General features: G+C 41.7%; 23 protein-coding genes. 17 read left to right on the forward strand and 6 right to left on the reverse strand.

Features of this window, described 5'->3' with window-relative positions; genetic code table 11:
• Window positions 1-89: 89 nt before the first annotated feature.
• The 3 genes from ACZ5GB_RS06280 (at window position 90) to recG (ending at window position 4,256) form a co-directional block, all read left to right on the forward strand.
• Window positions 90-1,211 carry an IS200/IS605 family accessory protein TnpB-related protein gene (locus ACZ5GB_RS06280; RefSeq protein WP_464326376.1) on the forward strand — a complete coding sequence of 374 codons (1,122 nt, stop codon included), beginning with the start codon at window positions 90-92 and terminating at the stop codon, window positions 1,209-1,211.
• Window positions 1,199-1,582 carry a hypothetical protein gene (locus ACZ5GB_RS06285; RefSeq protein ID WP_464326377.1) on the forward strand — a complete coding sequence of 128 codons (384 nt, stop codon included), beginning with the start codon at window positions 1,199-1,201 and terminating at the stop codon, window positions 1,580-1,582. Before ACZ5GB_RS06280 ends, ACZ5GB_RS06285 begins: the two co-directional genes overlap by 13 nt.
• 313 nt (window positions 1,583-1,895) lie before the next feature.
• A complete protein-coding gene (gene recG, locus ACZ5GB_RS06290) occupies window positions 1,896-4,256 on the forward strand; it encodes an ATP-dependent DNA helicase RecG (RefSeq protein ID WP_464326378.1) in 2,361 nt (786 codons plus the stop codon).
• Here the strand turns inward: recG and ACZ5GB_RS06295 are convergent.
• Genes ACZ5GB_RS06295 through plsY form a run of 3 tightly spaced genes read right to left on the reverse strand, consistent with a single transcriptional unit; the run spans window position 4,244 to window position 7,036 of the window.
• Window positions 4,244-5,017: a hypothetical protein gene (locus ACZ5GB_RS06295; protein ID WP_345803883.1), complete on the reverse strand. Its 774-nt coding sequence runs from the start codon at window positions 5,015-5,017 to the stop codon at window positions 4,244-4,246. The genes recG and ACZ5GB_RS06295 overlap by 13 nt on opposite strands.
• A gap of 22 nt (window positions 5,018-5,039) precedes the next feature.
• Window positions 5,040-6,458 carry a glycosyltransferase family 39 protein gene (locus ACZ5GB_RS06300; protein WP_464326379.1) on the reverse strand — a complete coding sequence of 473 codons (1,419 nt, stop codon included), beginning with the start codon at window positions 6,456-6,458 and terminating at the stop codon, window positions 5,040-5,042.
• Window positions 6,455-7,036 carry a glycerol-3-phosphate 1-O-acyltransferase PlsY gene (gene plsY, locus ACZ5GB_RS06305; RefSeq protein ID WP_345803885.1) on the reverse strand — a complete coding sequence of 194 codons (582 nt, stop codon included), beginning with the start codon at window positions 7,034-7,036 and terminating at the stop codon, window positions 6,455-6,457. Before plsY ends, ACZ5GB_RS06300 begins: the two co-directional genes overlap by 4 nt.
• 42 nt (window positions 7,037-7,078) lie before the next feature.
• On the opposite strand from plsY, the gene ACZ5GB_RS06310 reads away from it, so the two are divergent.
• From ACZ5GB_RS06310 to ACZ5GB_RS06320, 3 genes are read left to right on the forward strand one after another with little or no spacing between them, the layout of a single operon-like run.
• Complete coding sequence (locus tag ACZ5GB_RS06310) at window positions 7,079-8,041, forward strand: ABC transporter substrate binding protein (RefSeq protein ID WP_345803886.1); 963 nt, start codon at window positions 7,079-7,081, stop codon at window positions 8,039-8,041.
• Complete coding sequence (locus ACZ5GB_RS06315) at window positions 8,038-9,960, forward strand: sensor histidine kinase (RefSeq protein WP_464326380.1); 1,923 nt, start codon at window positions 8,038-8,040, stop codon at window positions 9,958-9,960. Before ACZ5GB_RS06310 ends, ACZ5GB_RS06315 begins: the two co-directional genes overlap by 4 nt.
• Window positions 9,941-11,245: a sigma-54-dependent transcriptional regulator gene (locus ACZ5GB_RS06320; RefSeq protein WP_464326381.1), complete on the forward strand. Its 1,305-nt coding sequence runs from the start codon at window positions 9,941-9,943 to the stop codon at window positions 11,243-11,245. The genes ACZ5GB_RS06315 and ACZ5GB_RS06320 overlap by 20 nt, the downstream gene beginning before the upstream one ends.
• On the opposite strand, the gene ACZ5GB_RS06325 is transcribed toward ACZ5GB_RS06320, so the two are convergent.
• Window positions 11,246-12,736, reverse strand: a complete 1,491-nt coding sequence (locus ACZ5GB_RS06325; RefSeq protein ID WP_464326382.1) for an IS200/IS605 family accessory protein TnpB-related protein — start codon at window positions 12,734-12,736, stop codon at window positions 11,246-11,248. It lies immediately after the preceding gene.
• A gap of 212 nt (window positions 12,737-12,948) precedes the next feature.
• Here ACZ5GB_RS06325 and ACZ5GB_RS06330 point away from each other — a divergent pair, with 212 nt between their 5' ends.
• Both ACZ5GB_RS06330 and ACZ5GB_RS06335 read left to right on the forward strand, forming a co-directional pair.
• Complete coding sequence (locus ACZ5GB_RS06330; protein ID WP_464326383.1) at window positions 12,949-13,455, forward strand: DsrE family protein; 507 nt, start codon at window positions 12,949-12,951, stop codon at window positions 13,453-13,455.
• A gap of 11 nt (window positions 13,456-13,466) precedes the next feature.
• Window positions 13,467-15,044: a porin gene (locus ACZ5GB_RS06335; protein ID WP_464326384.1), complete on the forward strand. Its 1,578-nt coding sequence runs from the start codon at window positions 13,467-13,469 to the stop codon at window positions 15,042-15,044.
• A gap of 64 nt (window positions 15,045-15,108) precedes the next feature.
• Here the strand turns inward: ACZ5GB_RS06335 and ACZ5GB_RS06340 are convergent, their stop codons facing one another.
• The gene (locus ACZ5GB_RS06340; RefSeq protein WP_464326385.1) at window positions 15,109-16,011 is read right to left on the reverse strand and encodes a Ppx/GppA phosphatase family protein; all 903 of its coding nucleotides are present in this window, start codon (window positions 16,009-16,011) and stop codon (window positions 15,109-15,111) included.
• A gap of 57 nt (window positions 16,012-16,068) precedes the next feature.
• On the opposite strand from ACZ5GB_RS06340, the gene ACZ5GB_RS06345 reads away from it, so the two are divergent.
• The 4 genes from ACZ5GB_RS06345 to ACZ5GB_RS06360 are packed head-to-tail and all read left to right on the forward strand — an operon-like array spanning window position 16,069 to window position 18,366.
• On the forward strand, window positions 16,069-16,320 hold the full coding sequence (locus ACZ5GB_RS06345; protein WP_464326386.1) for a hypothetical protein: 252 nt from the start codon (window positions 16,069-16,071) through the stop codon (window positions 16,318-16,320).
• A complete protein-coding gene (gene dapB / locus ACZ5GB_RS06350; RefSeq protein WP_464326387.1) occupies window positions 16,317-17,111 on the forward strand; it encodes a 4-hydroxy-tetrahydrodipicolinate reductase in 795 nt (264 codons plus the stop codon). The genes ACZ5GB_RS06345 and dapB overlap by 4 nt, the downstream gene beginning before the upstream one ends.
• The gene (locus ACZ5GB_RS06355; protein WP_464326388.1) at window positions 17,108-17,524 is read left to right on the forward strand and encodes an archease; all 417 of its coding nucleotides are present in this window, start codon (window positions 17,108-17,110) and stop codon (window positions 17,522-17,524) included. Before dapB ends, ACZ5GB_RS06355 begins: the two co-directional genes overlap by 4 nt.
• Window positions 17,521-18,366: a UbiA-like polyprenyltransferase gene (locus ACZ5GB_RS06360; RefSeq protein WP_464326389.1), complete on the forward strand. Its 846-nt coding sequence runs from the start codon at window positions 17,521-17,523 to the stop codon at window positions 18,364-18,366. The genes ACZ5GB_RS06355 and ACZ5GB_RS06360 overlap by 4 nt, the downstream gene beginning before the upstream one ends.
• Here ACZ5GB_RS06360 and ACZ5GB_RS06365 read toward each other — a convergent pair.
• Entirely contained in the window at window positions 18,363-19,115 is a 753-nt protein-coding gene (locus tag ACZ5GB_RS06365; RefSeq protein WP_464326390.1) for a YebC/PmpR family DNA-binding transcriptional regulator, read from the reverse strand. The genes ACZ5GB_RS06360 and ACZ5GB_RS06365 overlap by 4 nt on opposite strands.
• A gap of 16 nt (window positions 19,116-19,131) precedes the next feature.
• On the opposite strand from ACZ5GB_RS06365, the gene ACZ5GB_RS06370 reads away from it, so the two are divergent.
• The 5 genes from ACZ5GB_RS06370 to dmeF all read left to right on the forward strand — a co-directional run bounded on the left by ACZ5GB_RS06370 (window position 19,132) and on the right by dmeF (window position 23,695).
• On the forward strand, window positions 19,132-19,821 hold the full coding sequence (locus ACZ5GB_RS06370) for a glycerophosphodiester phosphodiesterase (protein ID WP_464326391.1): 690 nt from the start codon (window positions 19,132-19,134) through the stop codon (window positions 19,819-19,821).
• Window positions 19,822-19,833: 12 nt separating this feature from the next.
• Window positions 19,834-20,193, forward strand: a complete 360-nt coding sequence (locus ACZ5GB_RS06375; protein WP_464326392.1) for a hypothetical protein — start codon at window positions 19,834-19,836, stop codon at window positions 20,191-20,193.
• 18 nt (window positions 20,194-20,211) lie between these two features.
• The gene (gene mnmG, locus ACZ5GB_RS06380) at window positions 20,212-22,056 is read left to right on the forward strand and encodes a tRNA uridine-5-carboxymethylaminomethyl(34) synthesis enzyme MnmG (protein ID WP_464326393.1); all 1,845 of its coding nucleotides are present in this window, start codon (window positions 20,212-20,214) and stop codon (window positions 22,054-22,056) included.
• A 10-nt stretch (window positions 22,057-22,066) separates the two neighbouring features.
• Entirely contained in the window at window positions 22,067-22,381 is a 315-nt protein-coding gene (gene cutA / locus ACZ5GB_RS06385; RefSeq protein WP_464326394.1) for a divalent-cation tolerance protein CutA, read from the forward strand.
• A gap of 387 nt (window positions 22,382-22,768) precedes the next feature.
• Window positions 22,769-23,695 (forward strand): CDF family Co(II)/Ni(II) efflux transporter DmeF, encoded by a 927-nt coding sequence (gene dmeF / locus ACZ5GB_RS06390; RefSeq protein ID WP_464326395.1) that lies wholly within the window; start codon window positions 22,769-22,771, stop codon window positions 23,693-23,695.
• Window positions 23,696-23,720: the final 25 nt, after the last annotated feature.

Below are 23,720 nucleotides of genomic sequence, written 5' to 3' on the forward strand. Positions count from 1 at the left end.
ATAACCTAAAAACTTGGAAGTTGTCAAGAAGGTAGGGAGGGTGTGTCAAAAATCCACTTTACTTACAAGTTATGTTAAAATAACAAGAGATGATAACAATAAGCACTAAGCTTTTATTCTCAAGCTATCAAGACAAAGAGAAGGTCTTAAACCTAATGAGAAGATGGTCCTCGGCTATGAGATATGCTTACAAAAGACTCTTAGAAGGCATGGAAATAAACACTTTAAGAAAGCTAATTCAAAGCACGTTTGGACTAAACTCAAGATATTCACACTCAGCCATTGTGAAAGCCCAAGCCTTGATAAAAGTAAGAAAAGAGAAAGGACAGAGCTTAAAAAAGGCCATCTTTGGTGGAAGAGATATTTTTAGAAAGTTGCAAAAAAGGCACATAAACGGAAAAGACTATCAAAGATTAAAAATCCAATTCCAAGAGAGAAGAAAAGGCAATCTATACTCCATGGGACAGGCGAATTGTAAAGGAAACCAAAACACAAGGATAGAGGTAAAAGAGGATGGAACATACTTAAGAATAAACATAGGGGAAAGGCAGTGTGTTTATGCCTTGATAAGCGCAGGAGAAAGGATAGAGAAGATTAAAGAGATAGCCTTTTCTGGAAAGGCCTATTCTGTGGAACTAAAGCTAAGGGATGGCAATGTGTATGCTTACTTTACCACAGAAGAGGAATATCCACAGATAGAGATTACAAAGGATTATGGAGTAATAGGCATAGACCTAAACGCCTATCCAAACCATATAGCTTGGGTAGAAACGGATGAATGTGGAAACCTTACAAGCTATGGTGAGGTGCCTATGCCAGAGCTATCAAGTGGTAATAGCAACAAGAGAGACTACTACACATGGATATACGCACATAAGGTTATAAGCTTAGCCAAAGAGAAAGGAAAGGCAATAGTGATAGAGAAGCTAAGGATAAAAAACAAAGGAAAAAAAGGAGATTATTCTGGGAGGCTATCAAGAAGGATAAGGCATAACTTTGCTTATAGGAAGCTTTTAGAAAGGATAAAGCTATTGGCAAAAAGGAACAGCATAGAGGTGATAGAAGTCAATCCAGCCTACACATCTATCATAGGCATGTTAAAGTATGCACCACAATATATGGTAAGCAAGGATATAGCAGGTGCCTATGTGATAGCAAGAAAAGGCTTAGGGCTAAAAAAAAGGTGCCAAAGAATTATATGGAGCTTATAAAAAGGCTAAGCGTAGAGGAATTAAAGGAGCTAAAAGAATATGTAAAAGAGAAAGTAAAAAATGCCTATTTGAAGGTCAAGCATATGAAAGAAATAGAAGCATTAATAAAGTCTTTAAGCCTTGAGAGTGAGTCATGGAGGGTATCTGAGCCTCTGGAAGGAACAAGTTTTAATACCCTAAATCTCTGGCAAGTTCTCAAGGTAGTGGTGCTGACTGCACTCTCCCCTGAGAAGGTCCTAAGGGACCTCTCTGTCCTGAAAGATATTCTCTTTCGGGGCTTGTGGGGAGACCCTATATGGGCACGAGTTCCCGCTGCAGGGGGCGGGGGCGTAGTCTGTGTTAAAGCACAGGCTATTTTTGAAACACCCTGAGAAGGTAGGAGGCTGTTTCAAAAATCCACCATAAGCACCAAGCTTTTATTTTCAAGCTATCAAGACAAGGAAAAGCAATGCGTATGCTTACTTTACCGCTTAAGCTATGGCGAGGTGCCAATGCTAAAGTTGGGGAGTGGTAGAGATGAGAAATTCATCCTTTGTAGGGCATGTTTTAAGCCTGCCAGATATTGGCACGTGTTAGCGTGCCACTATATTATTTTTGTCTCATTTATTTTTAGCAAAAAGGTATAATGGTATCTCCGTTGCTTGATTAATTTCTCACTCGGCTTACCCTAAAATTAATTATTACATGGATAAGCTTGAAAAGGCGAAAAAGGTTATAAGGGACCTTTCTGAAAATAACTATGCCAAGCTAAAAAGGAGCCTTGGTGTAGGTATATACCTTTTTAATCTTTTAAAGGACAGCGTGGAAACCTCCTACCTTGACCTTCTAAAAGACTTTGACCGCCTTCCCATTGAAAAGCGTATTGGCATATTAAAGATACTTGAAGAAAGACTAAAAGCACCAACGCCTTCCTTTGAAATAGACTTTTCCAATGTTGAAAAAAAGCCTCTTACGGCCTTTTTTAAGCCTGTGGAAGAACTAAAAGTGTTGGAAGAGAAAGAAAAGAAGATACTAAAAGCCTTTGGCATAAAGGACCTTTACTCCGCCCTATACTTTGTGCCTTTGAGGTATGAAGACAGGAGGCTTTCCAATTCCATAAAAACCACAAGGTCTGGCCAAAAGGTGGCTTTAAAGGTAAGAGTAATTGACACAGGCTTTGACCCTCAGGAGAAGTACCCTGCATGGGTGGAGTGTGAAGACGGCACAGGTAAGCTCTTTTTGAGGTTTAAGTACAAGGATAAAAGGGCCCTTTATGGCTTTAGAAAGGGTCAAGAGATAATAGTCTACGGGAAGCTCAAGGAGTATAAGGGAGAAAAGTATATGGTGCACCCAGAACTCTTAAAAGATGCAGAGGCTGGCAAGATCATACCTTTTTATTACATCAGGACCGATGGAGAGCTAAAGAGCATATCTGCCAAAAGAAGGCATGAAATCTTAAGGAGAACACTTACAAAGCTCTCCGAATATGCTAAGTACATGCCAGAGTATTTGCCATCAAAGCTTCTTGAAAAAAGAAAATTGCCAAGAATTGCGGAGAGCCTCTACTTTGTGCACAGGCCCATAAACTTTTCAGAAGAAGAGTTAAACAACTTTTCCACACCCTTTCAAAGAAGGCTTGTGTATGAGGACCTCTTCCTCTTCCAGCTTGCCTTGCAGGTTATTAAGTCTCAGATAAAAGGCTTACCAGCTCAAGCCTTGCAAAATCCGGAAAAAAACATAGAAGAGTTTGTAAAAAGCCTACCCTTTAGTTTGACACAGGCCCAAAGAAAAGTGATAGGGGAGATAGTGGAAGACATTAAAAGTCAAAGGCCTATGAACAGGCTTTTGCAGGGAGATGTGGGAAGCGGTAAAACGGTGGTTGCCATGGCCATAGCCTACGCCTTTGCCAAGGAGGGATACCAAAGCGCCATCATGGTGCCTACGGAGATCTTGGCCCAACAGCACTATGAGAACTTCAAAAAATTCCTTGAGCCTCTGGGTATTAAGGTCGGCCTTCTTACCAGTTCTGTAAAGGGAAGTCTAAGGAAGAGTGTGCTATACCATACAAAGCATGGAAATATTCATGTGCTTGTTGGCACCCATGCCCTTCTGCAAGAAGGTGTAGAGTTCAAAAGACTTGCCTTTGTGGTAATAGACGAACAGCACCGATTTGGTGTGATGCAAAGGAAATTGCTCTTAGAAAAGGGTGGTGGCCTTTATCCCCATTGCCTTGTGATGAGCGCCACGCCAATACCAAGGACACTTGCCCTTTCTCTCTATGGAGACCTTGACCTGTCCATACTGGACCAGATGCCGCAAGGAAGAAAGCCAGTTAAAACCATGCTTGTCTTTGAATCGGAGTTTGAAAAGGTATTAGAGGCTGTCAGGTCCGAAATTTCAAAAGGTCATAAGGTTTATGTCATATACCCCCTTATAGAGGAGTCGGAAAAGCTACAGCTAAAGTCCGCCATGCAAGAGTATAACAAGTGGAAGGAGCTATTGCCGGGAAAGCAGGTGCTTCTTTTGCACGGAAGGCTAAAGGAGGAAGAAAAGAGGGAGGTTATGGAGAAGTTCAAAAGGGAGGGCCACCTTTTGGTATCTACCACCGTGGTGGAAGTGGGTGTGGATGTGCCAGATGCTACCTTAATGGTAATAGAATCTGCCCACCGCTTTGGCCTATCACAGCTCCACCAGCTTAGAGGAAGGGTAGGAAGGTCAAACCTGCAAAGCTATTGCTATCTTGTGGTGCCAGAGGAGATTAAGGCAGACTCGGAAGCAATAAAGAGGCTAAGAGTTCTGGTAAGGTCCAACGATGGCTTTGAGATAGCTGAGGAGGACCTAAGGATAAGGGGGCCCGGCGAGCTTTTGGGTGTTTCTCAATCGGGCTATTTTGGCTTTTGGGTGGCCAACTTGGCAAGGGCCCAGGATAGAATTATCCTTGAGCAGGCAAAGGAGGATGCTACAGAGATAATAAAAGAGGACCCAAGCCTTGAAAACTACAAAGATTTAAAGAAACTATTGTTATACAGGTATGGAGACAAAATGGACCTTTCTTACATAGCCTGAAAGGCGGGAGTGCAGAAGAGAAACCTCAAACCAAAGTAAAAGCTCCAGAGGTTGTAATGATAAGTGTAGGCGTAAACTTGATAAAGGCCCTTTTCTGTTAAACTTTCCCTTATGGACCTCTGGTTGTAAACCTTATAGACCTTCCCATCCTTTAGTAAAAAGACTAAGGCCCTTTTCTCAAAGAAATCCACCGAAAGCACGGCGGGAGTTTTAAAGCTCTCACCAGGAAAAGCAAAGCCTCTATTGGAATAGACATAAGCCCTCACCTTACCGTTGCCCACATAAGGCACAAAGGCGGACCCTTTTGGCTCTTGACAAGAGTCTTCATACAAAAGGTTTTTCCTATCTCCCAGTATAAAGGAGTAGCTTGGAAAGTCTATGTTCCAAAGGGAAAGGACAATGGGCATGTCGGAGGCAATGGGTGTGCAAGCCCTTTGGTCCATGAGCGTGTACGGGTCTTTTGGCTTTTCAAAGACCAAAGTCTTTGGTATGTATTCAAAGGACATATAGGCAAGCCACTTTAGAGGCCCAAGGTCCTTATATCCTTTTACATATTCCTTGCTTTCATAAACATAAAGGCTCTTATCCTTTAGTATTTTCTCAAGTTTTCTGGGGTTGCCCAAAGGGCTGTTATAAACAGTTTTTGGGTTTATCACATAGGCACACTCCTTTTGGGTAGGCGTGGGTGCAGGGTTTGGTATGGAGTAGTTTATGTATCTTACAAAGGTAAAAGGCAGAGAGTAATAGAGTAAAAAACCCACAAGATAAAGGCTTACAAAAAACCTAATAACTCCCAGGCATTTCTTCCTCCACTTTCTTCAAATTTTTCAATCTATATATGTAAAACCTTCTTACTTCCTCTCCTCTCCAATATATAGGAAGTTCTACCTTTTCCATTATACCATCACTGGCGGACAGCACCTTTGGGTTTATGGGCTCATAGTCTACAAAGATGGCATCGCCTTGGTAATCCTTCTCCCACAGGTCATATTGGTTCATCCTCCTTCCAAGGTTTATACAATACGTTTTTGGATTTCCTTTCACATAAAAGGCAAGTTCTGCACTTATCTGATAATGGGGGCTTATGACCTTTTCCTCTCCTTTTCTTATCTGGCTTACTACCTTGCCAAGCTCCGACCACCCAATACCTATCTTTGTGGGGTCCCTCTGCGGTGGCAAAAGCCTTCCAAGGCCCATATGGTCAAGAAGTGGAGTAAAGTGTAAAAGGATAAAAAGAAATAGGCTAAAAAGGTAGGTAGGGATAAGTAAAAAACTTCTTGAAAGAAAGAGGCTAACAAGTATAAAGGCTCCAAAGTAGCCAAAGCCTGGCCAGTTGGCCTCCACCTTTTTAAAAATAGAAAGGACCATAAAAAATAGGAAAATGGGTAAGGAAAAGGAAACAAAAAAGGCCCTTTTAGAATCCTTTAGCCCCTTTAGCCAAAGGTAAGGAAGTAAAAGGAAAGGGATAAGAGAGAGAAGAAGGGCTTGCCCGCCAAGAAACTCAAGAAAACTGTCTATGTTTAAAAGGCTTGCTGACTTGCTGGCAAGGGTGGAGACATGTTTGAAGGATACAAAGTTATGTTTGTAATTCCAGTATAGGACAGGAAGGCTCAAAAGTATGGCAGGTATTAGGCTAACATAAGGCTTTGGACTTTTAAGCACATCCCTTTTGTATATAAGGCCATACAACAGGGCGCAAAGAAGTAAGAACACCGCTGGATATTTGCTTAAAAAGGCAAGGCCTGCCAAAAGGCCTACCAAAAGCCAAAGGGAAAGGGAGTTTTTTTCAAAGGCAAAGAATAGAACCATAACAGAGAGGGACCAGAAGAAAACAAAGGGTGCGTCCGTTGTCATAAGAAGGGAGTTTATGGCAAAGCCTATGGTAAGCTGGGGAAGGGTGGAGGCGATAAGTGCCGTTCTCTTGTCAAAGATTTTTTTTACAAAAAGGTATGTTAGGATGGAGAGAAGAAAGGAAAGCAAAATGGGTGTGATCCTTACCGCAAGCTCGGAGACTCCAAGGAGTTGTCTTGTAAAAAAGTTTAAGTAAGCCACCATAGGTGGCTTGGAATAGTAGCTAAGGTCCAGCCTTCTTGACCAGTCCCAGTATTGGGCCTCCTCTGGCGTTAGGTCAAGGGGATAAAAAAGCACATAAAGGATTCTAAAGGTCAGCAGAAAAAGGTTAAAAAGAAGCACATATATCATGTTTTAAACTTGTACTCTTTGCCCTCCATAAGCCTATAGATGTTTTCTTTGTGTCTGTAAAGGATAAGAAGGAACATAATAAGGGCCATAAGGAAGATTTTGAAGGGATAGGAAAGCAATAAAAGCACTATGGCAAAGGCGGAAGCACTCAAGGAAGCTATGGAAACTATACCCTTCCATTTGAATACAAGGCCCCAGAGGGCTATGGAAAGGATGGCTACTAAGGGAGATATGCCAAGGAGAACGCCAAAGCCTGTGGCCACACCCTTGCCACCTTTAAAGCCATGAAAGATAGGATACATATGCCCCAAGAGGCTTGCAAGACCTACAAAGAAGGCAGTCCAACTATCAAGACCATAGTATAGCCTTGCCAAAAGCATAGGGATAAGGCCTTTTGAGAGGTCCAAAAGGAATACCAAGAGGGCATACTTTTTGCCAAGGGCCCTTCCCACATTGGTAGCACCCACATTTCCACTTCCCACGGCCCTTATATCCACGCCCTTATACTTAGCAATATGCTCGCCAAAAAGCACAGACCCATAGAGGTAGGCAAAGATTACTAAGAGCAGACTATCCATAGAAATTATGATAACTCATATTCAGGTGATATATTATAAAGCATGGGGGTATTTGTATTTATTCTATTCCTGCTTTTTCTTGTGTCTTGTGGGGATAGGGATAAAAAAGTGGTAATAGGTGTGCTTATATCTGGTGAGGGGAGATTGACAAAGTTAGATGGGTTTAAAGATGGTCTTAAGAACTTAGGAATAAAGAATGTTGAATTTTTAGTGTATAACGGTGAGAACAGTCTTAAAGGTATTGAAGAAAAAGCCATAGAGATTGTAAAGGATGAAGATAAGTTTCATATTATAGTAGCTGGTGGAAGCCTTGAAGCCTATTATCTCAAAAAGATTAAAGAGGATTTGAAGGTTCCAGTAGTCATAATGGGAGGGACAGCTATTAAAACATGGGGCTTTGTAGATGAGAAGAATAGGCCAATAAGAGGTATAACTGGCATTGACAACCTTAATACAGAGCTTATGGAAAAGAGAGTAGAGATATTTAAAAGATTTTTCCCAGATATAAAAAAGGCTGTAGTTTTTTGTACACCACGCTTTGAAGCTTCAAAGCTTGCCACCAGATTAACTATACAAGCTGGAGAAAAGCATGATTTAAAGGTTGTTCCTATAAGTGTTAGTGATGTAAGGGACCTTGAATATGTAATAAGCCATATGAAAGAAGACGGCTTTGGGGCTATTATAATAACACCTTGCTTTTATACGGAAAACTTTCTTACAAGTTATATATTACATTATGCACGTTTCTATCAAGTACCAGTCTTGTGTTTATCTCCTGAACATGCTATAAAAGGTTGTACCATAGCCTATGGTAGTTCTAATTATGACCAAGGCTATCAAGCCTCTTATATTGCATATAGAATAATAAAAGGTGAAAGAGTGGAGAATATACCTTTTGAAAAGGTAAATAAAGTAAAACTTTTTGTAAATCAAGGTGCTTTGAGAGAGCTTGGTTATACCTTGGATAAGAATAAACTTGCCCTTATAGACCAAGTTGTAAAATGAGGCAAAGCATAAAGAAAAGCATAGTAATAGTTATCTTTTTTATGGTTTTTGCTCAGTTTTTCTTTGTTTTTGCATATTTTCAGGTGTTGAAGGACCAGCTAAAAACATCATGGGAAAGGGATAAAACAATAATTTTAAAGATACTTGCAGATAAGCTAAGTGAAGAGATTAACCTAACACAATCAAAAATAAGATCTCTCGTTGCAAGGTATAGAAGCCTTGACATTGATACAAGAGAAATACTATGGAGAATAACGGGAGATATGGAACATATAACGGCCTGTGGTTATTATGACACAAAAGGAAGGCTTATCTTTCAAGAGGCAAGGCTTCCCACCTTAGAAAGTATTCCCAAAAGTATAGATAGGTTAAACTGGGAGGATGAAGTGCTAAATGTATATTCAAATGCTAATGGGGAGAGCTACCTTAACTTGAAGGTTTTTGATATGAACAGCAATATTCCTCTGGGGTTTATAGTTTGTTCCTTAAACATAAGGGACCTACTCAAGGAATATACACATGCTTATGGTATTCAAAAGGCCACCATAAGACTTTTAGACTCTCAAGGGGTGCCTGTGCTTGTGCTAAACCAAGGAAGCAATAAAAAACAGCTTAGCCTTAAAACAAATATTAAAAATGCTAATATGAGTATTGAACTTAGAGAGCCAGAAGATTATGTATATAAGAATGCCTATGATTTCTTAAAATTATCCCTTTTATTGAGCTTTGCTTTGTGTGGAGGGCTATTCCTAATTGGCTTTTTTACCGTTAGGAGAATATTCAAACCACTTGAGGACCTAAAGTTATCTGTTATTAACTGGGCTGAGAAGAAAAACATTGAAGTAAAAGGCTATGGTGAGGTTTATATATTGGCAAGGGCTTTTCAAAACTTGCTTGATAGCCTTGAAAAAGAAAAAAGGGTTTATATGAACCTTTTTAACAACCTTGGAGATGCTTCGCTTTTGGTGGAAAATGAGAAGGGTATCATAGAGATGGTTAATAGTAAGTTTTTAGATATGTTTGGCATAAGGTCTGAAGACGTTGTAGGTTTGAATGTAAAGGAAATAAGCCCACAGCTAACACTCGGGTCCTTCACCTTTATACCAGAAAGCCTTTTGGAGATAAAGGGCAAAAGCAGGTATGCTTCTATAGCATCCATACCTATTGATATGGAAGAAAAAAGCTATACTCTCTTCCATATAAAGGATATTACCGACAAAAAGAACCTTGAGTTTCTTATCAATAGGTATTCAAGATTGGCTATTGTTGGTGAGATAGCTTGCTCTTTGGCACATCAATTGAATAATCCTCTGGCTTCCATTATGGGGTATACGGAGTATATAAAAAGTGTAGCCGATGAAAAGGAACTCAAAGATATGGCTGATGTGGTGTTGAAGAATGCCGAAAGGGTAAAAAACACGGTTAAAAGGTTGCTTTACATAGCAAAAAACTGCGATGGTTCACCAGAAGAGATTGATCCTTTTAACTTTACAAAGGACCTTTTGGATATAATTAACTTTAAAGCTAGGAAAAAAGGTGTGGTTATAGAGCTAAGTGCAAATGTGAATAACAAGAGAATTTTTACCTATCCTTGGAAGCTTGAACAGATACTTTTAAACATCATAGATAACGCCATAGATGCTTCACCTATGCAAGGCAAAGTTTATATAAACATAGAGGAAATGAATTCTTTCTTGGTATGGAGGATAAGGGATGAGGGACCAGGAATACCTTCCGAAGAGATCTTTTCACCTTTTTATACATCAAAGGAAAACGGCTTTGGCCTTGGTTTAGCTATCGCAAAAAGGTTTGTGGAAGAGATGGGAGGGAAAATAGAGTATGAGAATCTACATAAAGGGTGCGAGGTCCGTGTATATATTAAAAAAGGAGATGGGAGCTATGAAAATACTAATAGTTGAGGATGAAGTTGAATATGGGTGGCTTTTGGCAAAGTTCTTGAGGGAAAAGGGCTATTTAACCGAGCATGTGGCAAGCGGAAAAAGCGCCATAGAACACTTAGAAAGCCAGCACTATGACCTTATACTACTTGACCTGTTTTTACCAGATATGAACGGTATGGAACTATTAAAAAGGATAAAAGAGACTAACATTAACCAAGAGGTTGTTGTTATAACGGGGCATGGAACCATAAAGACGGCCGTTGAGGCTACAAAGCTTGGAGCCTTTGATTTTCTGACCAAGCCCTGTAGCTTGGAGGAGGTTGAGCTGGTTGTTAAAAAGATTGAGAGTATGCTAAACCTTAAGAGGGAAAACAGGCTTTTAAAGCAAGAAAAGAGATTGATGGAAGAGGAGATGATTGTGGCAAGCCCTGCTATGAAAAAGGTAATTGAGACAGTTGAAAAAATAGCCTGTAGTGATTGTAATGTTCTCATTCAAGGTGAAAGTGGAGTTGGAAAGGAGCTTGTAGCCAAGCTTATACATAAACTTAGCGATAGAAAGGACAAGGCCTTTATAGCTATAAATGTATCTGCCATACCTACGGACCTTTTGGAGGTGGAGCTTTTTGGGCATGAAAGGGGGGCCTTTACGGGGGCAAACCAACCAAAGGAGGGCTTTTTGGAGCTTGCCAGGAATGGAACTCTATTTTTGGATGAAATAGCAGAACTTGACTTGGCATTACAAGCCAAGCTTTTGAGAGCCATAGAAGAAAAGAAATTCTATAGGGTAGGTGGAAGGAAGGAGATAGAGGCTGATGTGCGTATTATATCTGCAACCAACAGGGATATACAAAAGCTTGTGGAAGACGGGTTATTTAGAGATGATTTATACTATAGGCTAAACACCGTTGAGATTAGGATTCCACCTTTAAGGGAAAGGAAGGAAGATATAATACCTTTGACAGAGCATTTCCTTGAGAAGTTCAAGAGGAAATATAACAAAAAGATAGAAGGGATTACAGAAAGAGCAAAAAAGTTGCTTCTTTCTTATGACTATCCTGGCAATGTGAGAGAGCTAAAAAACATAATAGAGAGGGCGGTGCTTTTGTGCAGTGGTAATCTAATTGACGAGGAGCATATTAGCATGCCTTTTAACAAAAAGCCAGAAAGCCTTAAAGAGATGGAGAAGGTAAAGATTGAAGAGGTGTTAAAAAAGGTGAATTTTAATAAAAAGAAGGCTGCAGAGCTTTTGGACATTCCACTAAGGACCTTCTACAGAAAATTGAAAAAGTACAACCTTATGTGATCAGGGTGTTTCAAAAATAGCCTGCGTTTTCACACAGACTACGCCCCTACCCCCTGCAGTAGGAGCTCGTGCCCTTTTCGGGTCTCCCCACAAGCCCCGAAAGAGAATATCTTTCAGGACAGAGAGGTCCCTTATGACCCTCTCAGGGGAGAGTGCGGTTAGCACCACTACCTTGAGAACTCGCCATGGATTAAATTGAGTACCTAAGCTTGTTCCTTCCAGAGGCTCAGATACTCTCCTTGGCTCACTCTCAAGGCTTTTTATTAAATAGCTTATCTCTTTCATATGCTTGGCTTTTAAATAAGCGTTCTTTACCTTTTCTCTCACATACTCTTTTAATTCCTTTAACTCCTCTATGCTTAACTTTCTAAGAAGCTCCACATAATTCTTTGGCACTTTTTCCTTTAGTCCTAAGCCTTTTCTTGCTATCACATAGGCAGAAGCTATATCCTTGCTTACCATGTGTTGTGGTGCATACTTTAGCATGCCTATGATGGATGTATAGGCTGGATTTACTTCTATCACCTCTATGCCGTCCCTTTTAGCCAATAGCTTTATCCTTTCTAACAATTTCCTATAAGCAAAGTTATGTCTTATCCTTCTTGAAAGCCTTCCCGAATAATCCCCCCTTTTCCCTTTGTCTTTTATCCTTAACTTCTCTATCACTATTGCCTTTCCTTTCTCTTTTGCTAAGTCCATAACCTTGTGTGCATATATCCAAGTGTAATAGTCTCTCTTATTGCCATTTCCACTTCCCAGTTCTGGCATAGCTATTTCACCATAGCTTAAAAGGTTTCCATATTCATCTGTTTCAGCCCAAGCTATATGGTTTGGATAGGCATTTAGGTCTATGCCTATTACTCCATAAGCTTTGGTTATCTCTATCTGTGGATATTCTTCTTCTGCAGTAAAGTAAGCATATACATTACCATCTCTTAGCTTAAGTTCCACAGAGTAAGCCCTTCCAGAAAAGGCTATCTCTTTAATCTTCTCTATCCTATCCCCGGCACTTATCAAGGCATATACATACTGCCTTTCTCCTGTGTTTATCCTAAGATATGTCCTATCTTCTTTTACCTCTATCCTTGTGTTTTGGTTTCCTTTTAAGTGTCTCTGTCCTATGGAATAGAGATTACCTTTTCTCCTCTCTTGGAATTGGATTTTTAATCTTTGATAGTCTTTTCCGTTTATATGTCTTTTTTGCAATTTTCTAAAAATGTCCCTTCCACCAAAGATTACCTTTTTTAAGCTTTGTCCTTTTTCTTTTCTTAATTTCATCAAGGCTTGTGCTTTAACAATGGCCGAGTGTGAATATCTTGAGTTTAGTCCAAATACATCTTGGATTAACTTTCTTAGAGTGTTTATTTCCATACCTTCCAAAAATCTTTTATAAGCATATCTCATAGCTGAGGACCATATTCTCATGAGGTTTAGGACCTTTTCCTTGTCTTGATAGCTTGAAAATAAAAGCTTAGCACTTATGGTTATCATCTCTTGTTATTTTAACATAATTGTAGGTAGAGTGGATTTTTGACACACCTTCTTATGTGATTGTCAAATTGGCAATTAAATGGTCAAAGTGGCAATAAGGATTAAATCTTACCTTATTTAAAAGCCTTGATTTATCTATGTATAAGCCCTGTGACATCTTGGCATGTTTTTTGCTAAATCATAAAACCAGAAAAGAAAAAGGAGGTATAACTATGGACAGGAGAGGTTTTTTTAAATGGGCTACCCTTTTAGCCTCTGTGCCTTTTATAAATAGGCTTGCGGTAGCTGCACCACCCAAAGTAAAGATGGAGGACTTGAAGAAGGAAGCACAGCTGGGAGTGGTTTATCACTGTGATTTCCCACAAGAAGCAAGGTTTAAGGCTATGCTTGGAAACATAAGGAACCATATGTCTGTTTATGATAATGACCCACTCAAGATAAAGATAGTGGTTGTTGCCCATGGCCCTGGCGTTAAGTTCTTCATGAAGGACCTATCTGGTAGTCCTTGGGAGACAGAAGCTGTAAAGATAGGCGAGCTTTATCAAATGGAGAAGGACCTGCTTGCCTATGGCGTGGAGTTCTATATATGCAACATAACACTGCAAAGGCTTAAGTTGGATCCAAATAAGCTTCATGAATTTACGAAGATCGTGCCTTCTGGCGTTGGCGCAATAGGACATCTGCAATCTCAAGGCTTTGCTTACATAAAAGTTCAATAAGGAGGTGAACTATGAAAAACAAAAAGGTGATAGGTGCCTTTTTACTTACTGCTGCTTTATTTACACCCGACCTCTCTCACGCCATCAGACTTTCTGGAGCTTCAGAAGAACAATACATGGATATAAACCTTCTTATGCAGATATGGTTTAGACAACAGGATATAAGCAGTCAAAACAGGCCAAACTTTGTAAATGCAAGCGATAGGAGTGATATTTTCTTTAGAAGGGTAAGGTTGAGATTTGGAGGAAGTGTTAACCCTTGGTTTAAGTTCAACTTTGTTTTGAGAGATAACGACTTTGGAAGAGATCCTTATGATGCACCCTTTGGTGGACAGCCAACACATGCCAAAAGACAAAGCAACAGAAACACAGGTGTAATACATGAATTGGATGCAGTGCTTGTACCCAGCGCCATGACCGATATGAAGGGCATAACCCTTGACCTACACCTTGGATACCCAAGGGTGCCACTGGGTAGAGAACAGTTCCAGAGGGCTTATGATAACCTTGACTTAGATAGGACCAATGCAACACTAAGATGGACGCATTTGGCCACAGGTGATGTAACAGGAAGGGCCTTTGGAGGATATGCACATATAAGAGGTTCCAACAAAGGGCAGGGCTACTCTAAGATAACTGTAGATGGCTTTTTGGGATTGTTTGGTGGGTTTAAAAATGTTAAAAACCCGTGGGATGAGACTGTGGTGGGTGTTTCTTCCTCTACTACTCTATGTGGTTTTACATCACCTAATCCGGGTGTGGCCACATGTCTTTCAAAGGCAAGGGGAAATTCTTCCAACAGCCCGCTTATAACGTTTAGAGGCACTCTTAGCTTTGGAGACCCAGAGGGAAGGCCTGCCATATACAACTGGCTTTACAGAGATACCTATCTTGGCAAGAGAAAAGGTATAACAGTTGGAGTCTCTTACGCCTTTCAGAACAAGATAGACCAGCACATTATTACGGATACACAGGGAATATCTCCAGGCTTTCGTAATACTGGTCAACCAGAGAACGGAGCTGGCACTGTCAATTTAAGAATACCCTATTTACTATTACCCAATCCTTTGTCTGCGCCAAATAGTGCCTTGGCCAACACTCTCCTTGACAAAAAGGTTGATATGAAATCTTACGGTGTGGACTTTGCTTGGCACCATGGGCCCATATCCTTTGTGGCAGAATTAGGTCAAGTAAAGTTTGACAAGCTTGTTCTTACTGACGGTGCTAACAACGTATATCCTAACAAAAGCATAAAAAACGATTTTTGGCTTGTAAAGGCGGGATATATGATAAATCCACAGTCCAAGCATAAGTTTGAGCCGTACATAAGCTATTCGGAGTACAAGCCACAGATAGTTAAAGTTGGAAGTGGTAATGATACGAGGTTCTATGGAGATGCTACAAACTTTGTGGGTCAAAATAACAGCCCTACCAGCTATCTGGGCAAGATAAAACAGTTGGGCGTGGGTATAAACTACTACTATATAAACGAAAACTTCCGTTGGACCTTGGAGTATACAAAGCTTGATGAAGGAAACGTCAAAATAAAGAACGATGCAATTACTTTACAGTTCCAATGGATCTTTTGAAGGACTGTTCCAGCTTTTTGCGGGCGTTTGCCCCTGCTCCCCCCGCCTTTCCTCCCTTTTTTTTTTACTTTTTTATGACCTCCTCCACCAAAAGACCTTCCTTTAGGCCCCAGTCGCTCACTTTTATTTTGTCCTTTCCAAAGAGTAGCATGCTCCTATAAAAGATCAAAAGCCCTGGGATTATTACCTTTGCCCTCTTTGGCTCTATATGTGGAAAGTTGGCAATCCTGTCTTTTTCTCTCATAGAGCTCAAAGTCTCAATCCAAAACATGATTTTGTCTATGCTTAGTTCTTTCCCATGCACTTCCTCGCCCTTATATGGGTATATGCCATACTCTATGGCAGCAATGGTGGTTATCGTTCCCCCAAGGCCTATAAGCTGGTCGCAAGGCTCTACCACTTCCTTTATCTGCTCGTCAAGGAAGTTTTTGAGAGATTCCAATTCATAAAGCTTTGGTGGGTCGCTATGTATAAACTCCTCTGTGAGGTTTACTATGCCAAAGGGCAAGGACCTAAGAGACTCCACCTGAAAGCCCCTTCCGCAAACAAACTCTGTGGACCCCCCACCCTGGTCTATTATACAAAACCTCCCTTGAGGCCTAAGGGAATAAGCTACCGATAAAAAGGCATACCTTCCTTCCTCCTCCGGCGCTATGACCTTTAACTCAATGCCCGTAAGGCTTTTTAGCTTCTCTATAAACTCTGAAGAGTTTTTGGCCCTTCTTAGGGCCTCTGTGCCCACTATTTTTATGCGCTCTGCACCCAAGCTTTTTGCCTTTTCAACAAAGCTTTTTATAACCTGCAAGCTTTCTTCCATCCTGTCTTCTCTAAGAAGGCCACTTTCCTTTAGGTCTGTAGCCAAGGCAGTTATAACTCCCTCTTCGTGGATAAGCCTTAGACCACCATCCAACTCTGCCACGCTTAACCTTATGGAATAGGAACCCACGTCAATACTTGCAAGCTTCATAGTGAAAGGATATTATATACGTAGTATAATTTCTGTAAAACTTAAAAGGAGAGTATCATGGAAGAACAACTTTATGCAGTCCCCTTTAGCTTGGTAGGCTTCTTCTTTACCAACAAGCCTGTGGAAGAGAGCATAAGGGGAGACCTTACTCCCGAAGAACTGGAAAAGCTCCAAGAGATACTAAGCAAGTTCCTCTTCACAGAAGGCATCCAAGTGGCTCTATACCCTTCCGTGGTGCCACCAGACCAGGCGGAGGACGCCGTTGAAGAGCTTGAGGATATGATCTTTGGTGAAGAGGAGGAAGAATGACAAAGGCCGTAGTTTGTGGCGCCCTTGGGAGAATGGGCAAAAGCATCCTTAGGCTTTCCCTTGAATATTCAGACTTTCAAGTGGTTGCTGGTGTGGAACACCCCGACTGTATAAGGTCCCAAGACCTTGGAGAGGCCTCTGGCATTCAAGAACTAAAGGGCCTTCCACTCACTCCAAGGCTTGAAGAGGTATTGCCTTTGTGCGATGTGGTTATAGAGTTCTCTGGAAATCCTACCGCTGCAGTCTCCCATGCTAAGCTTTCCGCCCTTGCTGGCAAAGGCATGGTTATAGGCACTACGGGCTTTAGCCAACAAGAGATAGAAGAAATAAGGTCCCACTCTTCCTATGCACCCATACTCCTTTCTCCCAACATGAGCCTTGGAGTAAATCTACTATTTAAGCTTGTAGAGATCGCTGGAAGGGTCCTAAGAGATAAGGGCGTTGATGTGGAAGTTATGGAAATACATCACCGTTTTAAAAAGGATGCTCCCAGTGGCACTGCTCTAAAGCTTGAAGAGATACTCTGCCAAACTATGGGTCTTGAAAAGAGAGTTCATGGAAGGGATGGTCTTTCAGAAAGGGAAGCCAAAGAAATAGGTGTTATGGCTTTGAGGGGTGGAGATGTGGTAGGAGAACACACGGTCTACTTTTTTGGCTTTGGTGAGAGGCTTGAGCTTACTCACAGGGCCACCTCAAGGGACATATTCGCAAGGGGTGCAATAGAGGCAGGCAGGTGGATAAAGGGTAAAGCACCGGGCTTTTATTCTATGTTTGACGTGCTTGGGCTATGAGTTTTTACGAGACCATAGACCGTATTACTGCAGATGCTGGTATAAGGGTGCGTGCCAAAAGCCTTGAGGACCTCATCTGCAAAAGCCTATTGGCCACCTTTAATGAGATAACGCCCATAGACACGGTAAAGGCGGAGGAGGAAAGGGTTATAGAAGTTAGCTCCGAGCTTCCCTTTCTCCTCGCAGACCTTATAAACATGGCTATAGTGTTGCATGAGACGGAGATGTTTGTGGCTTCCGCCTGTGAGGTGCTTGACCTAAAGGAAAACTATGCAAAGGTAAAGCTTTTGGGTAGTAGGTTTGACCCACAAAAGCACGAGCCAAGGCTTGTTATAAAGGCTGCCACATATCACGACCTTAAGGTAGAAAAGGAAGGAGACTTATGGGTGGCGGAGGTTATATTTGACATATGATGAAAAAATACCTTGAATTAACAAAATTTGAACATACCATATTTGCCCTGCCCTTTGCTCTTGCCAGCCTTGTCCTCCTCTACCAAGATATGCCTTCTCTTTGGAAGCTCTTTTGGGTTATCCTTGCTTTTATAAGCGCAAGGACTGCGGGCATGGCGCTAAACAGGCTTATAGACCTGCCCATAGATGAGCTAAACCCTCGCACAAAAAACTGGGTCCATGCAAGGGGCGAGGTCTCAAAGGAAGAGATAAAAAGGCTCATCATCCTTTCCTCTGGCCTTTTTATCTTTTCTTCCCTTATGATAAACCTCTATGCCTTTTTGCTCTCTCCTGTGGTGCTTTTCCTTCTTTGGCTCTATCCCTATGCCAAAAGGATCACCTACTATCCCCACTTTGTTCTTGGTATGGTCTATCTTCTCATACCATTGGCCATTGATGTGTCCTTTAACGAGCGTTTTTCTTTAAACGCCTTAATTCTTGGTCTTGCCATGGGTTCTTGGGTTGCGGGCTTTGATATTCTGTATGCTCTTCAGGATTACGATTTTGATAAAAGCCACGGCTTAAAATCTATACCTGTAAAGTTTGGCATAGAAGGTGCTTTGTTTATATCAAGGGCGTTGCACCTTTTGACCTTTTTATTCCTTTTCCTTTTAGCCCTTAGAGTGGAGTTTTTAGGTCCCTTATACCTTTTGGGCCTTTTGGCCATAGCCGGCTTTCTCTATTATGAACATTCTCTTATTAAGCCCCATGACCTTTCAAAGATAAACAAAGCCTTTTTCACAGTGAACGGATATATAAGCGTGGTCTTTTTCCTTGTTGTGCTTTTGGACAGGCTACTTTAGAGGCTAATTTGTTCCATTATTTCCTTTGGTATATCAAAATTGGCTATAACTTCTTTCACATCATCCAGGTCCTCAAGGGCGTCCATAAGCTTCAATATCTTCTTTGCTGTTTCCACATCATTAACTTGCACAAGGCTGTTGGGCTTATAAGCTATTTCTGCCCTTTCTATCTGCAGGCCCATTGAGCTAAGGGCTTCCTTTACAGGGTATAGGTCTTCTGGCTTTGTGTATAGGATATAGTTTAGTTCTCCCACCTCCACATCCTCTGCGCCAGCCTCTATGGCCTTTTCGTATATTTCTTCCTCGCTTACACCTTCCTTTGGCACTTCAATAATACCCACCCTATCAAACAAAAAGGATACACAACCAGAAGACCCAAGATTTCCGCCGTGCTTGGATAGTATGTGCCTAATTTCGGAGGTGGTCCTGTTCCTATTGTCCGTGTAGGTAAGTATCATAAGGGCCACACCGTTAGGAGCGTAGCCTTCGTATAATACCTCTTCGTAGTTTTCTCCACCCAGCTCACCCGTTCCCTTCTTTATGGCTCTTTCTATGGTGTCTGAGGGCATGTTTACCCTTCTTGCATTCTCTATGGCAGTCCTAAGCCTTGGATTTGTTTCTGGGTTTGGTCCCCCTTCTCTGACGGCCACAGTTATTTCACGTATTATCTTTGTAAATATCTTACCCCTTTGTGCATCTACCTTTGCCTTCTTATGTTTTATCTGCGCCCAATGACTATGCCCTGCCATGTAAAATATTATACACATGAAGCTTTTAGAACTTTTTTCAAAAAAGGTGCTTGTGGGACATAGGGGGCATCCTGTGAGGGAGCTTGAGAACACTCTTAATTCCATAGAAAGTGCCATAAAGCATGGTGCGGATATTGTGGAGGTAGACATTCAAAAAACAAGGGATGGTGTGCTTGTGCTTAGCCATGATGAGAGCTTGGAAAGGACCTTTGGTGTAAGCAAAAACGTAAGGGAAAGTCTGTGGGAGGATTTAAAAGGGGTGCATAAAGATGGCTATCGCCTTGCAAAGCTTGATGAAGCCCTTGACCTTGTAAATGGTAGGGTTGGTATGTTTTTGGAGATAAAACATCCAGAGGACACAAAAGATGTGCTAAAGCTTTTGGAGGAGAAAAAGGCCTCAGATTGGACGGCCCTTATAAGCTTTTATCCTGAGGCCCTTGAGATAGCCAAAGGTAAGGTGGCCACAGGCCTTGTCTATGCAAAGCCGCCGGGCATGATACCAGAGGCTAAAAAGCTTGGATGTTCTCTTGTATTGCCAAAATACCCCCTTGCCACCCAGAAGGCTGTGGATTTTGCCCACAAGCTAAAGCTTAAGGTTGTTGCCTGGACTGTAAACGATATAAATAAGGCAAAGGAACTTTTTGAGAGGGGAGTGGATGCCATAGCCACCGATGATGTGCTTGCCCTAAGGCAGGTTGTGGTTTAAAATTGCGTTATTATGAGAAGGCTTGGTATAACTTTACTACCCTTTCTGTTTCTTATCTCCTGTCAAGGTCAAAAGCCTGAGGCAACTCAAACCACCAATTGGTGTCCAAAAGGCTTAAAGCTGAATGGCTATGCCTATGTGGAGGGCATAGTGGATTATGAAAACATAAACTGGTGCAAGATGGTTATCACTACTTCTAACTCCACCTACGAGATCCTTTATACGCAAGATGGCACAAGGGAGCTTATAAGCCAATACAAAGGTGGTAAGAAGAGAACGGAGGTAAGGGTAGGGCAGACAAAGGCTATACTTAGGCTTTATGATACTAACGGGAACTTGGTGGAAGAGGTATCCACAAAGGAACGCTTTTAGGTCTTATATTTTATTCCTATGCTGGTTGAAGAGTTTGATGTGGCGGTTATAGGTGGTGGGCATGCGGGCATAGAGGCTGCTTTGGCTTCTGCCCGTATGGGTGCAAAGACGGTAATGTTTGTTTTAAATGCAGACACCATAGGCCAAATGTCTTGTAATCCGGCCATAGGTGGTATAGCAAAGGGTATAGTGGTAAGGGAGATAGATGCCCTTGGGGGAGAGATGGGCAAAGCCATAGACCATACGGGCATACAGTTCAAGATGCTAAACACAAGAAAGGGCAAGGCCGTATGGTCTCCAAGGGCTCAGGCGGACAAAAAGCTCTACAGAGAATACATGAAAAGAGTCTGCGAAAACCAGGAAAACCTTTACATAAAACAGGATGAGGTGGTGGATATAATCGTAGAAGACAATCGTGTGGTGGCTGTCAAAACAAAGTTGGGACTTGAATACAGGGTAAAGGCTGTGGTGGTTGCCACAGGGACCTTTTTAAACGGGCTTATATACATAGGTGATAAAACCTTCCCGGCGGGCAGGGCTTGGGAGCCACCTTCTACAGGCTTGGAAGAATTCTACAAAAGGCATGGTTTTCCCCTTGTCCGGTTTAAGACAGGCACGCCAGCAAGGCTTGACAAAAGAACCATAGACTTTTCTGTACTTGAGCCAGCTCCCTGTGATGACCCACCACCCAAGTTTTCCTTCTGGACAGAGCCCGTTGGCACCTATTGGTTTGAAAAGGGCAAAAAACAGGCCCTCTGTTGGATAACTTATACCACGCCAAAGACCCATGAGATCATAAGGAAGAACCTTCACAGGACTGCCCTCTACGGTGGCCTTATAAAGGGCATAGGCCCAAGGTATTGCCCTTCCATAGAGGACAAGGTGGTAAAGTTTGCGGACAAGGACAGGCACACAGTCTTTTTGGAGCCAGAAGGCTGGGACACCATAGAGATATATCCCAACGGCCTTTCCACTTCTCTGCCGGAAGAAATCCAATGGGAGATGTACAGAAGCATACCAGGCTTGGAAAAGGTAGAACTCATAAGGCCAGCCTATGCCATAGAATACCATGTGGTGCCACCCACCGAGCTATACCCAACCCTTGAGACAAAGAAGATAAGGGGACTTTTCCATGCGGGAAACTTAAATGGAACCACAGGATACGAGGAGGCTGCAGGTCAAGGCATACTGGCTGGCATAAACGCAGCCCTAAGGGCCTTTGGAAAGGAGCCTATATATTTAAGAAGGGATGAAAGCTACATAGGCATAATGGTGGATGACCTTGTTACCAAAGGTGTGATGGAGCCTTACAGGCTCTTTACCTCAAGGTCCGAATACAGATTGCAACTGAGACAAGACAATGCCATCTTAAGGCTTGCAGAGCTTGGCTACAACCTTGGCCTCTTGAGCCACGAGCAGTATAAACTGGTAAAAGAGTTGGAGAAAGAGATAGAAAGCTGGATAGAGTTTTATAAAAATCAAAAGGTCTCCGTGGCCATAGGCTCAGACATAAAAAGCTATACACCTTCCCAACTTCTTACCGCAGAGTATTCCATAGAGGACCTAAGGAACTTTGGCTTTGAAGTTCCAGAACACTCTTATGTAAAGGAAGAGGTGGAGATACAGCTAAAGTATGAGCCTTACATAGAAAGGGAGAAAAAGCTAAACGAGAGGCTAAAAAAGCTTGAAGACATACTTCTGGACCCAAACCTGGACTATGATAAGATCCCTGGGCTCACCAATGAGGCAAAGGAAAAGTTAAAGAAGTTTAGGCCCCTTACAGTAGGACAGGCGGGAAGGATTGACGGCATTACACCGGCCACCATAACGGCCATCTTGGCCTACCTTGGAAAGCTGGATTAAAATAAGAAATATGCTTGGCTACTATGTGGTTTTGATCACTGTTCCGGTGGAAAAGGCCCAAGAGCTGGCAGAATTTATAATCCAAAACAAGCTTGGTGCTTGTGCAAACGTAGTGCCAGAAGTCAATTCCATATATTGGTGGAAGGGCAACATAGAAAGGGACAAGGAATCCCTACTTATAGTCAAGACCTCCGCCAAAAAGTTTGAAGAGCTTTTAAAAGGTGTAAAATCTGTCCATCCATACACCGTTTCCGAGATAATAGCTTTGCCCATAGTGGCTGGCAATGAGGATTACCTTAGATGGATAGATGATTCTATTGAGTGAGAAATAATTGATGTTTTATTTATCATTAATACGCTGGGTGAGAAATTAATTAAGCAACGGGGATGCCATTATACCTTTTTGTTAAAAAAAATAAATGAGACAAGAAATGTAGAAGCACGGCATCCGTGCAACTACTAATAAAAAATCTACTCCGCCCGATGTTTTATAATCTGACAGGTTCAAAACCTGCTACTACAAAGGACGAATCTCTCACTCGGCGTATACTGCTTCATTTAATTCTGTAATAAAAATAAGTGGTAATAAAAATAAGTGGGACAGTTAGATGTAAAGGAAGGCTTGGGATAAATCTAAATTCCTCCCATACGCCCAGATTATAGAATGAGTTCTCTCATGCACCTTTAAGAGTTTAAAAACTATAATTTTTCTATGGTTTGCAAGCATGAACACGATTTTTATACGCCTGAGGGTAAAGCACAAAGAAGGGTTTTAATAGTTCTTCTCATAACCCTTATAACCATGCTTTTGGAGATAGTTGCAGGGTACATTTTCAACTCCGTTGCCCTTTTGGCCGATGGCATACATATGGCTACCCATGCTTTGGCCTTTGGCATAGCCTACATGGCCTATTATTTTGCCAAAAGATGGTCGAAGGAAAGGAGTTTTACCTTTGGAACATGGAAGATTGAAGTATTAGGAGCCTACACAAGCGGTATTTTGCTTTTCTTTGTTTCCTTTTTGGTTTTGCAAGAGGCCCTTTCAAAGTTAATAAGAGGCGGGGAAACAAAGTACGATGAGGCTCTTCTTGTAGCCCTTTTGGGTTTGGGGGTGAATCTTTTAAGCGCCTATCTTTTACACGATGCTCATCACCATGATCATCCACATCATGATCATTCTCACCCTGATCATTCTCACCACCATCACCATGACCTTAACCTGCGTGGGGCTTACCTTCATGTGCTTGCTGATGCACTTACTTCCATATTGGCCATTGGAGGCCTTCTTTCTGGTAAGTTTTGGGGCCTTTGGTTTATGGACCCTATAATGGGTCTTGTAGGCTTTTTCCTAATAGTTAGGTGGTCCATCGGACTTATGAAAGAAACAGCGCACATACTTCTTGATAGGGAAGGCAAAAATCCCCTTGTGGAGCAGATCATAGAAGCTATAGAGAAGGACGGTAAAGGTAGGGTTTATGATATACACCTTTTGAGAATTGGTAGAAACAGGTATGCCTGCATAGTGGGTATAGAAACGGATGAGGACCTAAGCATAGAGTATTTTGAGAGGATAATCTCAAACTTTGAGAGCATAGCCCACGCCACGCTTGAGTTGAGATTTTGCTCCAAGCAAGGGTAAGCATTTTTACAATTTTGTAAACAAC

The organism is Hydrogenobacter subterraneus (assembly GCF_055390195.1).

What these genes read in the sequence shown, in the direction of transcription:
- ACZ5GB_RS06345 (WP_464326386.1), top strand. Translation starts at nt 16,069, where the DNA reads ATGGAAGAACAACTTTATGCAGTCCCCTTTAGCTTGGTAGGCTTCTTC.
- ACZ5GB_RS06315 (WP_464326380.1), top strand. Translation starts at nt 8,038, where the DNA reads ATGAGGCAAAGCATAAAGAAAAGCATAGTAATAGTTATCTTTTTTATG.
- ACZ5GB_RS06355 (WP_464326388.1), top strand. Translation starts at nt 17,108, where the DNA reads ATGAGTTTTTACGAGACCATAGACCGTATTACTGCAGATGCTGGTATA.
- ACZ5GB_RS06370 (WP_464326391.1), top strand. Translation starts at nt 19,132, where the DNA reads ATGAAGCTTTTAGAACTTTTTTCAAAAAAGGTGCTTGTGGGACATAGG.
- ACZ5GB_RS06320 (WP_464326381.1), top strand. Translation starts at nt 9,941, where the DNA reads ATGAAAATACTAATAGTTGAGGATGAAGTTGAATATGGGTGGCTTTTG.
- ACZ5GB_RS06300 (WP_464326379.1), bottom strand. Translation starts at nt 6,458, where the DNA reads ATGATATATGTGCTTCTTTTTAACCTTTTTCTGCTGACCTTTAGAATC.
- plsY (WP_345803885.1), bottom strand. Translation starts at nt 7,036, where the DNA reads ATGGATAGTCTGCTCTTAGTAATCTTTGCCTACCTCTATGGGTCTGTG.
- ACZ5GB_RS06310 (WP_345803886.1), top strand. Translation starts at nt 7,079, where the DNA reads ATGGGGGTATTTGTATTTATTCTATTCCTGCTTTTTCTTGTGTCTTGT.
- ACZ5GB_RS06330 (WP_464326383.1), top strand. Translation starts at nt 12,949, where the DNA reads ATGGACAGGAGAGGTTTTTTTAAATGGGCTACCCTTTTAGCCTCTGTG.
- recG (WP_464326378.1), top strand. Translation starts at nt 1,896, where the DNA reads ATGGATAAGCTTGAAAAGGCGAAAAAGGTTATAAGGGACCTTTCTGAA.
- dapB (WP_464326387.1), top strand. Translation starts at nt 16,317, where the DNA reads ATGACAAAGGCCGTAGTTTGTGGCGCCCTTGGGAGAATGGGCAAAAGC.
- cutA (WP_464326394.1), top strand. Translation starts at nt 22,067, where the DNA reads ATGCTTGGCTACTATGTGGTTTTGATCACTGTTCCGGTGGAAAAGGCC.
- ACZ5GB_RS06375 (WP_464326392.1), top strand. Translation starts at nt 19,834, where the DNA reads ATGAGAAGGCTTGGTATAACTTTACTACCCTTTCTGTTTCTTATCTCC.
- ACZ5GB_RS06325 (WP_464326382.1), bottom strand. Translation starts at nt 12,736, where the DNA reads ATGATAACCATAAGTGCTAAGCTTTTATTTTCAAGCTATCAAGACAAG.
- ACZ5GB_RS06335 (WP_464326384.1), top strand. Translation starts at nt 13,467, where the DNA reads ATGAAAAACAAAAAGGTGATAGGTGCCTTTTTACTTACTGCTGCTTTA.
- ACZ5GB_RS06340 (WP_464326385.1), bottom strand. Translation starts at nt 16,011, where the DNA reads ATGAAGCTTGCAAGTATTGACGTGGGTTCCTATTCCATAAGGTTAAGC.
- ACZ5GB_RS06285 (WP_464326377.1), top strand. Translation starts at nt 1,199, where the DNA reads ATGGAGCTTATAAAAAGGCTAAGCGTAGAGGAATTAAAGGAGCTAAAA.
- mnmG (WP_464326393.1), top strand. Translation starts at nt 20,212, where the DNA reads ATGCTGGTTGAAGAGTTTGATGTGGCGGTTATAGGTGGTGGGCATGCG.
- ACZ5GB_RS06280 (WP_464326376.1), top strand. Translation starts at nt 90, where the DNA reads ATGATAACAATAAGCACTAAGCTTTTATTCTCAAGCTATCAAGACAAA.
- ACZ5GB_RS06365 (WP_464326390.1), bottom strand. Translation starts at nt 19,115, where the DNA reads ATGGCAGGGCATAGTCATTGGGCGCAGATAAAACATAAGAAGGCAAAG.
- ACZ5GB_RS06360 (WP_464326389.1), top strand. Translation starts at nt 17,521, where the DNA reads ATGATGAAAAAATACCTTGAATTAACAAAATTTGAACATACCATATTT.
- dmeF (WP_464326395.1), top strand. Translation starts at nt 22,769, where the DNA reads ATGGTTTGCAAGCATGAACACGATTTTTATACGCCTGAGGGTAAAGCA.